The organism is Nonomuraea sp. NPDC046570, from assembly GCF_040645915.1.
In the GTDB taxonomy this organism is placed as follows: domain Bacteria; phylum Actinomycetota; class Actinomycetes; order Streptosporangiales; family Streptosporangiaceae; genus Nonomuraea.
In genome coordinates this window covers 1-11843 of record NZ_JBEYZF010000021.1, presented here as the reverse complement: position 1 = coordinate 11843, position 11843 = coordinate 1, and the positions used below count along the sequence as shown (strand labels likewise).

The following is an 11843-nucleotide window of genomic DNA, read 5'->3' as shown; positions in this document are numbered from 1 at the left end:
CACCATCACATCTAAGGAGAAGTCACATGAGAAAGATCGTCGCCGGATTCTTCATCTCGCTGGACGGCGTGGTGGAAGCACCGTACAAGTGGCACTTCCCGTACATGAACGACGAGATGGGCCAGTGGGTCGGAGCCCAGGCGGACGCCGCCGACGCCATGCTGTTCGGCCGGGCGACCTACGAGGAGTTCGCCGCCTACTGGCCGCACCAGGGCAGCGACGTGCCGCTCGCCGACCAGCTCAACAGCACGGCCAAGTACGTCGTCTCGACGACCTTGGACACCGTCGCATGGCAGAACTCGGTCCTGCTCCGCGGCAACCTGCTCGAGGAGATCACCGCGCTCAAGCGGCAGCCCGGCAAGAACATCTCGATCACCGGCAGCGCCACCCTCGTACGCTGGCTGCTGGGCAACGGACTGCTCGACGAACTGTCACTGCTGGTCCACCCCCTGGTCGTGGGCACCGGGCAGCGCCTGTTCGAGGACGGCCTCCCGCAGCAGCCGATGACCCTGGTCGAGTCGACGACCTTCAAGACCGGGGTCGTCCACCTGACCTACCAGACGGCCTGACCCCCCCTACGACTAAGGACATCGACATGGCCAAGTTCGCCACCGTGCACGACTACCTCGCCTCCCTGCCCGAGTCCCAGCGCCAGATCGCCGACAAGCTCCTGCCGCTCATCGAGACGGCACTGCCCGGGGCCGGCGCGGTCTGGCAGGGGCACCCGGTGTGGAGCCTCGGCGACAAACCCGGCAACTCCCCGGTCTGCTACATCAAGGCCTACTCCGCTTATGTGACCTTCGGCTTCTGGCGCGGACAGGAGATCGACGACCCCTCCGGCCGCCTCGAACCCAACGCGCGAGCGATGTCCAGCGTGAAACTCCACACCCTGGCCGACCTCGACCCCGACCTGTTCACCACCTGGCTGCACCAGGCACGCGACCTGGAAGCGCCGACCAGCGGCTGAATCCTCGCCCAGAATGAGCCGACCAGCGGGTGGATCCGGTACCCCGACACCCCCTGGTCGGCTCAGCCGTTGCCCAGCCAGCGGCGTACGTCGGCCATCGCGGTGCTGTCGATGCCGGCGGCCACCGTTGATCCATACCCTGGCTGCCCGGCCACCTTCCGACATCAGCCTGGACCAGCGACAGCGACGCCATCCAGAAGATCGGCGCCCCTTGCGGCTCAGACCGGTGTCGTGATGCCGATCACGGGCGCGGTACGAGTCTGATCGTCGCGGATCGCGCGCCGGGGTTGACGACGCCGCCGACGATGCCCTCGCCGTAGCGGTGGTACTTGGTGCGGTAGGCGGTGTCGAGCTGGTCGTTGACGGCGGGGTCGGCGTCGGTGAAGGTGACGTCCTTGCCGATGCCGCCGGCCTGGATGCGGCCTTCGTGTCGTGTCTGGGTACCGCGGAACCAGGCGCCGGTGCGCCCGTTCATGGAGCGGACGTACAGGTCGTCGCCGTGGCGGACGACCCATATGGTCACCGGGTCGCGCAGGGTTCCGTCGTCTCGCTGTGAGGCGAGCTCCAGTTCTTCCGCATGTCCGATCTCGGTGAGTTCATCGCTGGTCCACGAGGCCATCGGCGCGTCTCCTTCGTCATGCCAGTGGTGTGGTGGGTCATGGGTGGTGTGCGGGTGCGATCGGATGCCTACACGTCCGCGTCAGTTGGTCGCTGCGCTCGGGGCGCCGGCCGGTGGCCACGACCTGGTGCCCGGCCTCCAGAGCCGCCCGGGCGATGTCGGTGCCCATGCCCCGGCCGGCACCGGTGATGAAAACGACCTTGCTCACAAGACGTCCTTCGGCAGGGCGAAGTCGCCACTCGCCTGCTGCGCCGGGGCCGGGTCCGTCACGGTGATGCTCCTTGTCTTGGCGTATCGGTCGTTCAGGGCGCGACAGGTCCTTGTGGCGGCCCATCAGCAGGACCGAGCCGTGCACCGCCCGACATGTCCTCTCGTCGTCACATCTACCCGGAGTCGGCCGGTATCGCCTGGTCGGGGCGCATGGTCCAGGGCCATTGTTGGCAAAGGAACGGCGCCCGCGCAGATCTCGGGTCAGCGGTGAGCGGGCGTGCCCGCAGAACTCGGCACCTCCCATGAAACCGGGGGAGAAGCTCGCCTCTCGCCGCCTGTGGGCTCGTACGGCAGGATGGCGTCCATGATCATCGAGGTTGTCGCCTACGACCCGGCCTGGCCGGATGCCCATGCCCCGGAGCGGCGGCCACCGAGGCGGGAGAGGTCTGTGCGAACACCTCATGCAGCAGGATCTGGGTACCCGCCGTCGCGAAGAGCACTGTTTCGGGCCCGCGCCCGCTGAGCACATAGGCCAGAACGAACGAGACGAGCCCGCCGAGAAGCATCACCGCCGGGCGACCGCGCCGCCCCTGGCGAAGGCGTGTCCACCCGCGGAGACCACGACGCACACCGTGGCGAAAACGGTGGCTCGGGCCAGACGCAGGACCGGATCCTCAGGGGACACAACCGACATCCTGTCAGCCAGGCGAGCCGGTGAGAACCCGGACCCCACCTGGCGCTCAGGCCCGGGAGCTCTTGCTGTGACGGGCCAGATCTCGGGCGAGCTGTGAGCGACGAAAGCCGACCGTGCGGAACCGTCGAAGATCGGCGACCGTGTCGTGCATGAGCTGGGTGTGGAAGTAGTTGACGTGCTCGAGCACCGCGAAGAGGGCGAAGCCCAGCCCCGGCAGGGAGCCCCTGCCGGGGTCGGTGAGCACGGCCGCGCCTGTCGCGAGCAATCCCGCGCCGAGTACGGCGAGATTCGCCACGCGCGCGACCGCGAAGGCGCTCATTCCGCGGGGGAGTGCCCTCCGGTTTCGCAACTGCTCCAGCTTCGCCGCCCAGTACGCCGCACCTTGGATCAGCAGGAGAGAGAACACCGCGAAGCCGACCAGGTTGGCCCAAGTGGCGGGAAACCCGACTATTCCGTACCAGATGGCCGCCTGGAGGGGGATGTTGACCACTTCGCCGGCGATAAGCGATCGCAGGCGGCGCTGCAGCGCGATGCCGGGCCCTTGACCGGACGGATGCCGGACGGCTGACTCGCTCATGCCCGGCGGCCCGGGTGGGGCGGTATAGATCGCATTCTTGAAGATATCCACCTTTCCAGGCGGTGTGATCTCGCGTCGGTCGGTCGAGGGCTCCACCTCGACATGCCCCTGCCCGACGACTGCCCGGGAGAGCGTCAGCCGGTCAGATGGTCCAGGCTGCCGGTGAAACCGGTCCACGCCAGCTCGGTGTCGCCGGTTTGCGCGTGGGGCGAGCGGAACTGCTCGACGTAGATCGAGATCTCGTCGAGGTCCCAGCGCAGGCCGTAGAAGTCCAGGGCGGTCCGGTCGGGGGCGCGGCCGGTCAGGTCGGTGTAGCGGGCCAGATCGTCGTCGTCGGCCCCCGCGCCCCGCAGGTCGCGCTCGGGCATGGCGAGGCCGGTGGTGTCCCAGTCGACGACCAGCGGCTGGTCGCCGGACCACAGCAGGTTGCCGGGGTGCGGCTCGCCGTGGGTGACGACCCGTTCGCGGCCGTCCAGCTCGGCGACGAGCGCGTCGAACCGCTCCAGCCCCCCTCTCAGCGCCCCGGCCCGGCCGGCGACGAGCTCACGCGCCGGTTCCGCGTACGGCCCGCCGTACCAGGGAGAGCCGAGCGCGGCCAGTGCGTCCTCCAGCGCGGCCCGTTTGGGCAGGCCGAGGCCGGGGGCCGGGGTGCTCGCGGGAGGTGTGGCCTGGTGGAGTGCGGCGAGGAACTCGATGACCTGGGCGCGCCGCTCGGCTGGGAGGGCCTGGTCGAAGTCGCCGGAGACGGCGTCGAGGAAGGGGAAGACGCTGATCGCGTACCACTCGCCGAGCCTGCGCAGGGCCTCGCCCTCGGGGGCGACGACGAAGGGCAGCCCGGCCTCGCGCAGGCTCTGGGCGGTGCGCATGGCCCGGCGCAGGCCGTCGAAGGGGTCGGGACCGCAGTAGGCCTTGTGGCGCAGGTCGGCGACAGTGACGAACCAGCGCCGGCCGTCGGCCCCCTTCGCGCTCCAGTGGTGGTCGCCGAAGCCGACGGGTTCGTAGAGGAGGGAGGCGGCGTCGATGTCCCAGGCCAGCAGCGCCTGCCGTACCTGCTCGTCGCGGAGTCCCTCGGGCTGGTCCTTCACAGCCCCAGATTCTAGGCGTGATCTTGGCGTGCCCGGCCGCCGTGCCCGCCGGAAGCGGCAAAGCCGCCTTCCATTTCTTGACTAGTCATGGAATTGAGTAGATAGTCCTGTCTCATGGCGTTACGGCATGCGGTGCTGGCGGCGTTGCTCGACGGTGAATACACCGGCTACCAGCTCGCCAAGATCTTCGACGTGGGCGTGTCCAACTTCTGGTACGCCTCACCGCAGCAGCTCTACACCGAGCTGGCGAAGCTGGAGAAGGCCGGGATGATCTCCGGGAGGCAGGTCATCCAGCTCGACCGGCCGAACAAGCGGGTCTTCACGGTCGCCGAGGCGGGCCTGGAGGAGCTGGCGGCCTTCGCAGCGGCCGCGTCCAAACCGCTGTCCATCCGCGACGACCTGGCGGTGAAGGTTCAGGCCGTCGACCACCTCGACCCCGCCCCCGTACTGGCCCAGCTCGACGAGCGGGCCGTCGAGGCCGCCGCCAAGCTGGCGCTGTTCGACCAGGGCATGCGGCGGTTGCGGGGCGGCCTCGACGAGGAGGAGTTCCTCCGCTCCTCCGCACGAATCGGCCCATACCTGACCTACCTGGCCGGATGCCGCCTGGAGCGGGAGATGCGCGACTGGTGCCTGAGCACCGCCGCCCTGCTCCGCTCCCGCGCCGCGAGCCACCCCGAGGAGGGGCGATGACGCACGCCAGGACGTACACCCGGTATGTCGCGCTCGGCGACAGCCAGACGGAGGGACTCGGCGACGGCGACGAGATCCGCGGTTACCGCGGCTTGGCGGACCGGCTCGCCGAGCACCTCGCCACGGCGACCCCGGACGTCCAGTACGCCAACCTGAGCGTACGGGGGCGCCTCGCCGCGCAGGTGCTCGCCGAGCAGCTCGCCCCGGCGCTACGGCTGCGGCCCGACCTGGCCACGGTGATAGCCGGGATGAACGACCTGATCAGGCCCGGCTTCGACGCCGCCGCGGTCGCCGCGAGCCTGGAGGAGATGTTCGCCGCGCTCACCGCGTCGGGCGCGCACGTCCTCACGGTGACCTTTCCCGACATCGGGAAGATCGCGCCCCTGGCCCGTCCGCTGCTCCCGCGCGTGCTCGCCCTGAACGAGCGGATCCGCGAGGCCGCGGCCCGCCACGGCGTCACCGTGATCGACACCTTCCCGCTGGCCTTCGCCACCGACGCCAGGATGTGGAGCGTCGACCGCCTGCACGCCAGCCCGCTGGGCCACGCCCGGATAGCCGCGGCCTTCGCGCACGCCCTCGGACTGCCGGGCAGCGACGACACCTGGTCGGTCCCGCTCGTGCCGGTCGCCCCGCGCGGCCGCCTGCGCACCGCGGGGACGGAGGTCCGCTGGGTCGCCGGCTTCGCCGGCCCGTGGATCTACCGCCGCATGCGGGGCAGATCCTCCGGCGACGGCCGCAGCGCCAAGCGCCCCGACCTCGCGCCCGTACTGCTCTCGCGCGAACAGGAAGCTCGGTAGCGGGATGCGGGCCGGGCGCGAGGACTACGGCTGGCTGAGTTCGCCTGTGCTCAATTCGAGCCGAAGTACTCGGCCACGACCTGCGTGTGCAGCGGGAACGCCAGCTCCTGCGGCCCGTCGATCAGCAGCCACTCCGTCGTCTCGGCCGTGGGCGTCATGGGCGGCAGGAGAGCCGAGGCGGTCCGCGGGCCCAAGGCGAAGATCAGCACAGTGCCGTCAGGGGCGCTGAGCACGTCGAAGAGCCGTACATCCGCCGCCCCGACGGCGACGCCCGTCTCCTCGCGAAGCTCCCGGACGGCCGCCTGCTGCCAGGACTCGCCCATGTCGATGAAGCCGCCGGGCAAGGCGAGCCCGCCACGCCGCGGTTCGACGGCGCGGCGCACCACCAGCAGGCCGTCGTCCACCGGCAGCACCATCACCGCGACCGGCAGCGGGTTCAGGTAGCTGGTGTTTCCGCAGCCGGAGCAGGTACGCGGCCACGACTGGTCAGAGGTGAAGGCCCTGCCACAGGAGGAGCAATGCGAGTTCCTGATCATCACGAACGCGACCCTAAACCAGGCCCGGACGCGGAGACCAGATCCACTTCACGGGCCGGCATCGCGCGGAAGGGGCCTCGTGCTCGCCGCCTGTCCGGATGAGGCAAGGCGCGGGGTGACGCCCGGACTGTTGTCGTGGGCGGGACGGAGTACGGGTGCAACGGCGGCGCCCCGATTCGCCGACCAGGGCCCCGGCTTGCTCAACGCCGCGGATCCGCACTTCCCTATTGAATAGGCGTGTTGTTCCTGCTCACTAGGGTGGCTGATGTGACGGCTTGGCGGGTGTTTTGGGTACCCCGAGATGCGGCACGTGGCGGTGTTCGGCGGTCGGTTCTGGAGGGGTGGGAGGACCTGACCGCTCGGGAGCGTGAGGTGGGTGTGCGGACCGGGGATCCGATCTTCTTGTCCCCCGACTATCGGGTGGATCCAGGCTTGTCCACGTACGGACGGTCGAAGGGCTTCCGATCCTGCACGCGGGAGACGCGACGCAACTATGCGACGGACATCTGCCTGTTGCTGAACTTCCTGTGGAGCCGTGGTCGCGGGTGGACCGAGGCGAGAGAACGGGATCTGGAGGACTTCGAGCACTGGCGGCGCTTCGAGGGGTCGAACCCGAGAAGGATCGGCGGGTCGAAGTGGGACCGGGAGCTGGCGGCCTTCATGAGCCTCTACCGGTGGGCCGTCAAAGCCGGGCTCATGAAGCAGAACCCGGTGGCCACGAAGCAGGTGACGGGCCGGTACGGCGAGATGCTGACGGTCGCGCAGGCCCGAGCGAAGGACGCCCGGTCGAGCAACGTGCATTGGCTGACCCCACGGACCTGGCGGCGGTGGGTCGACGTCGGGTTGCGGGGCCACGCGAAGGAGGGGGTGGTCGAGCCGGGCTGGGTGGGCCGCCTGGAGGACCGGAACGTAACCTTCGTCCGGCTACTGGTGTCCTCGGGCCTGAGGCGCAGCGAGGGCGGGTCGCTGCTGACGTTCGAGGTCCCCCAGCGGCGACTGGATGGTGGCCGGTACTACCGCGGCAAGGTCGCGGCCGTGGTGACGCGATCGAAGAAGGATCGAACGTTCTACGTCGCCTCGGAGGCGATCGGGGATGTCGAGGCCTACGTGGAGTCCTCGCGGGCCTGGGCGGTGCGGCAGGCTCAGCGACGAGGTGCCTATGAGCAACTGCCCGAGATGCGCATCGTTACCGAGGTCACCCGCGGTCTGAATCCAGTAGTCCATTGGGTGGACCGGGATGGTGTCGTCGGCCAAGACCTGCTGAGCATGCTGTCCGTCACGGAGCGGGCGCTGTTGTTCGGCGAAGGCCCGCACGGGCTGGAGCCGTTGTGGTTATGGCTGAACGAGCGCGGCCTGCCGTTCCATCCGCACTCGTGGAAGGGCGCGCCGGACATCGTCATGGGTGCCGCGTCGCCAGCCATGGGCTTCGCCGATCTGGTGGGCGAGATAGAGTCCCCAGGCCAGCCAGGGGTTCCCAAGGTCGGCGTCGACCGCTTCGTCGAACCGGGTGAAGGCCCGGGGCGCGTCGAACAGCTTCGGCTGGATCCAGCCGATCGGTGGTCGGTGGGCCGGAGGCGGCGGTGGTTTCTGGGGTGCTCTGCGCCGGTCGTGCGTGCGGGGCGGAGTCGTGGCCGCGCCCCGCTGATTGTGCATCCCGGCGAAGAACAGCTGATGGAAGGCACCGACCCGGTCCAGGAAGCGGGAGGCGACCACGCGGCCGTGCAGCCGGCCCGTCGCGCGGGCCTCGGCGCGGGCTTGGTTCCAGCACAACCGGCAGTGGCCGCCTCGGAGCAGAGCCGTCTCGCCGCAGCCAGCGCAGGGTCCTTCGTTATCGCGGTGCTTTCGCCGCCAGAGCGTGCAGGCGGCGCAGCTCCGCCCGTTCAAGGGCCCCCAGGCCATGCACGGGGTCGAGGAACGCGGGGACAGCCATTGGCGGTGAGATGGATCATGGTGTGGATGGTCGCCGCGACCTGCGGAAACACTAAAGATCGTGGTATCGCGCCGGACTGTCCTGCCATGTTCGGGCCGAAAAGCTGACTCGACACTGTTGGTCGTGCACCGCCCTGACCTGCTCGAACAGCCCGTACCGCTAATGGCTGTCCAGTTGTTCCTCGACCCCGAACTCGCCAACGCGATCTTCGACTACCTCGAAATCTTCCACAATCGGCAACGCCGCCACAGCGCCCTCGGGATGCGCACTCCCATCGAATACGAGATGCTCTACCCAACCCGCCAACCGGCATAAGAGTCCAGCAACCCGACTCCACCTAACACGGGGAACATCAACAGGCCGGAGTGAAGTGGTTGCGGCGGAAGTAGCCGATCATCCCTTCGACTCCGCCCTTCTCGTGAGCTCCTTCGATGCCCGGGCAGCAGTAGAAGCATCAGCCAGCCAAAGGTTCGCTCGATCGCCCAGCGTTTCGGCAGCGGTCGGAAGCCGGTGGCGGAGTGACGCTTCACCACTTCGACGACGTCGAGGCCCAGGCGGGCTCCGTGGTTGATGACGGTGGTCTGCTATCTGCCGTCGGCCCAGACCTTGGTCACGGTCGGATGCGTGGTCGCGAGGTGGTCGAGGAGCTGTTTGCTACCTCGCGCCAGGGCAGGGTCACCTCGGCGCCGGGGTGGACGGTGGCGTGGATCATCGTGATCGGGGTGTGCGTCGCCTCCGAGCCTTGGTGACCGTCCAGCTCGCCGGCGATGGCGCGGAGCAGCGCGCCGCCGTCCGGGGAGGCGAGCCTTCACCACCGAACTCGTCGTGAGCGAGCTCCGCGCGATCCGGTCATTGCCTGCGACAATCTACGGCCCTCCGGGCAATGCGGCTCCTGATCAACTTGAAAAACCGACTCGAAGGTATTTATTATTGGGGCATGGGAAGGCCAGTGGACCAACTGACACCGAAGGGCGCGGCGACGCGCCGGGACATTCTGCGCGCCGCCGCCCGTGTCTTCGACGCCAAGGGGTACGCCCTGGCCCGGATGGACGACGTGGTGAGCGAGACCGGCCTCACCAAGGGCGCCGTGTACTTCCACTTCAAGAGCAAGGCCGCCCTGGCCCATGCGGTCGTCGACGATCAGAAGCAGGGGACGCTTGCCCATGTGCGCAGGCAGCTCGAAGGGCTCGGAGGGCCGGCCGCACAGGTACGCGGACTCGTCCCCATCCTCGTGGACCTCGTCATCGCCGAACCCGCGGGATGGTCCGTCGTACGGCTCGACCGCGAGCTCACCACCGAGTCGCCGCAGGACCATGCCGAGGCGTCCGTTCTCGCGGAGTGGGTCGGCCTGGTCGAAGAACTCCTCCTCGCAGGCGCCCACGCGGGCGACCTCCATCTTTCGGCCGACGCCCACACGCTGGCGACCGTGTTTGTGGGCGCGTTCGACGGCTTGAAGGGCGTCCTCGAGGCCACTGGACGCGCCACCCCCGAAGAGCTGCACCGTGCAGCGGCCGTTCTCACCGAAGTCATCGAGGCGGCCATCGAAGCTCACTGAACGCCGGGCAGGCCGGACACCACGCACGTCGGCCACCTCGGCCTCCTCATCACGAAGAAAAAAACCTTTGAGTCGGTATGGAGACAGACATGAACTACTCGGACACCCTCACCTCCCAGCTGGCCGTCGTCACCGGCGCTTCGTCAGGGATCGGCGCCGAGTTCGCCCAGCAACTGGCCGCCCGCGGTGTGGACCTGGTCCTCGTCGCCCGTTCGAAAGACAAGCTGGAGGAGCTCGCCTCGACCCTGCGGACCAAGCACGGCGTGACCGTCACGCCGATCACCCTCGACCTCTCCCGCCCCGACTCCTCCGAGACCCTCGCGCGCACGCTCGACGAGCAGGGCGTCGCCGTGGACATCCTCGTCAACAACGCCGGCTTCGCTTCCCACGGCGACCTCGCTGAGGCCGACCCCGACCACATGGCCTCCCAGGTGCAGCTGAACGTCGGCACGCTCGTCGGCAACACCACCCGGCTCCTGCCCGGCATGGTCGAGCGCGGGCGCGGCACCATCATCAACGTCGCCAGCACGGCCGGATTCCAGGCGGTGCCACACATGGCGGTGTACTCCGCGACGAAGGCATTCGTCCTGTCCTTCACGCGTTCCCTCTGGGGCGAGACCCGCGGCACCGGTGTGACCGTCCTCGGGATCTGCCCGGGCGCCACCGACACCCCGTTCTTCGACGTGGCCGGTGACAACGCGTCGGTCGGCACCCGGCGCACACCGCAGCAGGTCGTCGCCACAGCACTCGCGGCGCTCGGCGGACGCAAGGCGACCGTCGTCGACGGCGCCGGCAATGCCCTGGTGTCACGCGTCATCAGCCGCCTGGCGCCGGAGCGCCCCCTGATCCGCATCGCCGAACGAAGCGTACGCCCGAGCGCGTGAGCCCCGAAGAGCCTCCCTCCAGCACCTCAACGGCGACCTCCGGCGCAGCCTCGGAACTGGGCTGAGGAGGTCACCGCCTGCCGCGAACTCGGCTGTGGCAGCGAGTTCGCCGCGTTTGTGCAGGTAGAACGCTCCCCGAAACGATCCGGTGGCCGGGGTCAGGCCCCTTCTGGCTCGGGTGCGGCTGCGGTGAACAGCTCCAGCTGTTCGCTGCCGACCTCCTGGGGGCCTTGGGTCAGCTTCAGGCAGCGTCGGCAGGTGACCGCGCCCCGGTCCGGATGCGCCGCGCCCGGGTCCCACCCGCTCATCCCGACCATGCATGCCGGGCCCGGCATGCGCTCTGCGCCTCGCGCCGCGAGTGGATCCGGCACCGCTGCTGGAACTCGGGCGCGGCAGCGCGGCCGAGCTGCACGACCATCTGTGCGACCAGCTCATCCCCGCGCTGGTGAACGCGCGTCCCCCCGCCGACGGCCCGGCCCAGCCCTTCCGGCCACAGCACACCTGGGCCCCGCCGAGCCGGTCGACCGCTGGCTCACATACCTGTCCCGGCAGCTCTCACTCAGCCAGGCGCATGACGTGGCGTGGTGGTATCTGGCCGGCTACATGTCCAGCATCTCGGTCCGCATGGGGGTCGCCACCGCGATCGGGATCGGGATCGGGGTCGCCCTGGTGACAGGGCAACCCGTGGCAGGCGTATCGGCCGGCCTGCCGTCCGCGCTCATGATCATGGTCTTGATCGGGCCCTGGTTCACCGAGTCACCGGGCCACGTCGACTTCCACTTCCGCGGCAGGCTCACCGAGCTCCTCCCCGTCCTCAGGGACGTGCTGATCGTCGGAGCCCTGGGAGCTCTCGTCGGCTGGCTCACGGCTCTCCCTCTGGGCATGGATGGCGGGTTGACGGCGGCGAGGGAGATCCGGGGTCGAGGAACGCGGGGACAGCCATTGGCGGTGAGATGGATCATGGTGTGGATGGTCGCCGCGACCTGCGGAAACACTAAAGATCGTGGTATCGCGCCGGACTGTCCTGCCATGTTCGGGCCGAAAAGCTGACTCGACACTGTTGGTCGTGCACCGCCCTGACCTGCTCGAACAGCCCGTACCGCTAATGGCTGTCCAGTTGTTCCTCGACCCCGTGCTCGATCCGGCCCGCCACGATCGGCGGGCCCGCCTGCCCCAGCACCAGGCCGATGTGCTGGCCGACGCGTGGGAGGATGACGACCCAGCACACTCGCGCAAGCGGGAACTGCTGCAGGACATCGTCACCGCGCTGGTGCTCACCCCGGTGCGCTGGGCCAAAGG

16 protein-coding genes and 2 pseudogenes are annotated in these 11843 nt (G+C 69.1%); 11 read left to right on the top strand and 7 right to left on the bottom strand.

The window, feature by feature from the left end:
• Positions 1 to 26 precede the first annotated feature (26 nt).
• Both ABZ911_RS28295 and ABZ911_RS28290 read left to right on the top strand, forming a co-directional pair.
• Positions 27 to 569: a dihydrofolate reductase family protein gene (locus tag ABZ911_RS28295; RefSeq protein WP_358062247.1), complete on the top strand. Its 543-nt coding sequence runs from the start codon at positions 27 to 29 to the stop codon at positions 567 to 569.
• Between the two features lie 26 nt (positions 570 to 595).
• Positions 596 to 967, top strand: a complete 372-nt coding sequence (locus ABZ911_RS28290; RefSeq protein WP_358062244.1) for a DUF1801 domain-containing protein — start codon at positions 596 to 598, stop codon at positions 965 to 967.
• 241 nt (positions 968 to 1208) lie between these two features.
• Here the strand turns inward: ABZ911_RS28290 and ABZ911_RS28285 are convergent, their stop codons facing one another.
• From ABZ911_RS28285 to ABZ911_RS28270, 4 genes are all read right to left on the bottom strand, one after another.
• The gene (locus ABZ911_RS28285; protein ID WP_358062241.1) at positions 1209 to 1586 is read right to left on the bottom strand and encodes a DUF2255 family protein; all 378 of its coding nucleotides are present in this window, start codon (positions 1584 to 1586) and stop codon (positions 1209 to 1211) included.
• Between the two features lie 37 nt (positions 1587 to 1623).
• Positions 1624 to 1794 (bottom strand): SDR family NAD(P)-dependent oxidoreductase, encoded by a 171-nt coding sequence (locus ABZ911_RS28280; RefSeq protein ID WP_358062238.1) that lies wholly within the window; start codon positions 1792 to 1794, stop codon positions 1624 to 1626.
• 742 nt (positions 1795 to 2536) lie between these two features.
• The gene (locus ABZ911_RS28275; RefSeq protein WP_358062235.1) at positions 2537 to 3163 is read right to left on the bottom strand and encodes a hypothetical protein; all 627 of its coding nucleotides are present in this window, start codon (positions 3161 to 3163) and stop codon (positions 2537 to 2539) included.
• Positions 3164 to 3201: 38 nt separating this feature from the next.
• The gene (locus tag ABZ911_RS28270) at positions 3202 to 4152 is read right to left on the bottom strand and encodes an aminoglycoside phosphotransferase family protein (protein WP_358062232.1); all 951 of its coding nucleotides are present in this window, start codon (positions 4150 to 4152) and stop codon (positions 3202 to 3204) included.
• 114 nt (positions 4153 to 4266) lie between these two features.
• Between ABZ911_RS28270 and ABZ911_RS28265 the strand changes: the two genes are divergently transcribed.
• Positions 4267 to 4842, top strand: a complete 576-nt coding sequence (locus ABZ911_RS28265) for a PadR family transcriptional regulator (RefSeq protein ID WP_358062229.1) — start codon at positions 4267 to 4269, stop codon at positions 4840 to 4842.
• The gene (locus ABZ911_RS28260; protein ID WP_358062227.1) at positions 4839 to 5639 is read left to right on the top strand and encodes an SGNH/GDSL hydrolase family protein; all 801 of its coding nucleotides are present in this window, start codon (positions 4839 to 4841) and stop codon (positions 5637 to 5639) included. Before ABZ911_RS28265 ends, ABZ911_RS28260 begins: the two co-directional genes overlap by 4 nt.
• Positions 5640 to 5689: 50 nt before the next feature.
• Here the strand turns inward: ABZ911_RS28260 and ABZ911_RS28255 are convergent, their stop codons facing one another.
• Positions 5690 to 6175, bottom strand: a complete 486-nt coding sequence (locus tag ABZ911_RS28255) for an NUDIX domain-containing protein (protein ID WP_358062575.1) — start codon at positions 6173 to 6175, stop codon at positions 5690 to 5692.
• 237 nt (positions 6176 to 6412) lie between these two features.
• On the opposite strand from ABZ911_RS28255, the gene ABZ911_RS28250 reads away from it, so the two are divergent.
• Complete coding sequence (locus ABZ911_RS28250) at positions 6413 to 8212, top strand: site-specific integrase (protein ID WP_358062224.1); 1800 nt, start codon at positions 6413 to 6415, stop codon at positions 8210 to 8212.
• Between the two features lie 82 nt (positions 8213 to 8294).
• A pseudogene (locus tag ABZ911_RS28245) lies at positions 8295 to 8420 on the top strand (IS3 family transposase); the annotation flags it as partial.
• A 137-nt stretch (positions 8421 to 8557) separates the two neighbouring features.
• Here ABZ911_RS28245 and ABZ911_RS28240 read toward each other — a convergent pair.
• Positions 8558 to 8647 (bottom strand): annotated as a pseudogene (locus tag ABZ911_RS28240) (IS5/IS1182 family transposase); the annotation flags it as partial.
• Between ABZ911_RS28240 and ABZ911_RS28235 the strand changes: the two are divergent.
• The 3 genes from ABZ911_RS28235 (at position 8624) to ABZ911_RS28225 (ending at position 10544) form a co-directional block, all read left to right on the top strand.
• Positions 8624 to 8854: a hypothetical protein gene (locus tag ABZ911_RS28235; RefSeq protein ID WP_358062221.1), complete on the top strand. Its 231-nt coding sequence runs from the start codon at positions 8624 to 8626 to the stop codon at positions 8852 to 8854. The pseudogene ABZ911_RS28240 and the gene ABZ911_RS28235 overlap by 24 nt on opposite strands.
• 188 nt (positions 8855 to 9042) lie before the next feature.
• Positions 9043 to 9660 (top strand): TetR/AcrR family transcriptional regulator, encoded by a 618-nt coding sequence (locus ABZ911_RS28230; protein ID WP_358062218.1) that lies wholly within the window; start codon positions 9043 to 9045, stop codon positions 9658 to 9660.
• A gap of 89 nt (positions 9661 to 9749) precedes the next feature.
• Positions 9750 to 10544 carry an SDR family oxidoreductase gene (locus ABZ911_RS28225; protein WP_358062215.1) on the top strand — a complete coding sequence of 265 codons (795 nt, stop codon included), beginning with the start codon at positions 9750 to 9752 and terminating at the stop codon, positions 10542 to 10544.
• 158 nt (positions 10545 to 10702) lie between these two features.
• On the opposite strand, the gene ABZ911_RS28220 is transcribed toward ABZ911_RS28225, so the two are convergent.
• Positions 10703 to 10852, bottom strand: a complete 150-nt coding sequence (locus tag ABZ911_RS28220) for a hypothetical protein (RefSeq protein WP_358062212.1) — start codon at positions 10850 to 10852, stop codon at positions 10703 to 10705.
• A gap of 316 nt (positions 10853 to 11168) precedes the next feature.
• Here ABZ911_RS28220 and ABZ911_RS28215 point away from each other — a divergent pair, with 316 nt between their 5' ends.
• Complete coding sequence (locus ABZ911_RS28215) at positions 11169 to 11594, top strand: hypothetical protein (protein WP_358062210.1); 426 nt, start codon at positions 11169 to 11171, stop codon at positions 11592 to 11594.
• Between the two features lie 16 nt (positions 11595 to 11610).
• A partial coding sequence (locus tag ABZ911_RS28210) for a hypothetical protein (RefSeq protein ID WP_358062207.1) occupies positions 11611 to 11843 on the top strand: 233 nt, incomplete at its 3' end.

Excerpts from the sequence above, each read along its gene's own strand:
- ABZ911_RS28215 (WP_358062210.1), top strand. The coding sequence starts at position 11,169 with ATGGGGGTCGCCACCGCGATCGGGATCGGGATCGGGGTCGCCCTGGTG.
- ABZ911_RS28265 (WP_358062229.1), top strand. The coding sequence starts at position 4,267 with ATGGCGTTACGGCATGCGGTGCTGGCGGCGTTGCTCGACGGTGAATAC.
- ABZ911_RS28220 (WP_358062212.1), bottom strand. The coding sequence starts at position 10,852 with ATGAGCGGGTGGGACCCGGGCGCGGCGCATCCGGACCGGGGCGCGGTC.
- ABZ911_RS28230 (WP_358062218.1), top strand. The coding sequence starts at position 9,043 with ATGGGAAGGCCAGTGGACCAACTGACACCGAAGGGCGCGGCGACGCGC.
- ABZ911_RS28295 (WP_358062247.1), top strand. The coding sequence starts at position 27 with ATGAGAAAGATCGTCGCCGGATTCTTCATCTCGCTGGACGGCGTGGTG.
- ABZ911_RS28260 (WP_358062227.1), top strand. The coding sequence starts at position 4,839 with ATGACGCACGCCAGGACGTACACCCGGTATGTCGCGCTCGGCGACAGC.
- ABZ911_RS28255 (WP_358062575.1), bottom strand. The coding sequence starts at position 6,175 with ATGATCAGGAACTCGCATTGCTCCTCCTGTGGCAGGGCCTTCACCTCT.
- ABZ911_RS28290 (WP_358062244.1), top strand. The coding sequence starts at position 596 with ATGGCCAAGTTCGCCACCGTGCACGACTACCTCGCCTCCCTGCCCGAG.
- ABZ911_RS28225 (WP_358062215.1), top strand. The coding sequence starts at position 9,750 with ATGAACTACTCGGACACCCTCACCTCCCAGCTGGCCGTCGTCACCGGC.
- ABZ911_RS28285 (WP_358062241.1), bottom strand. The coding sequence starts at position 1,586 with ATGGCCTCGTGGACCAGCGATGAACTCACCGAGATCGGACATGCGGAA.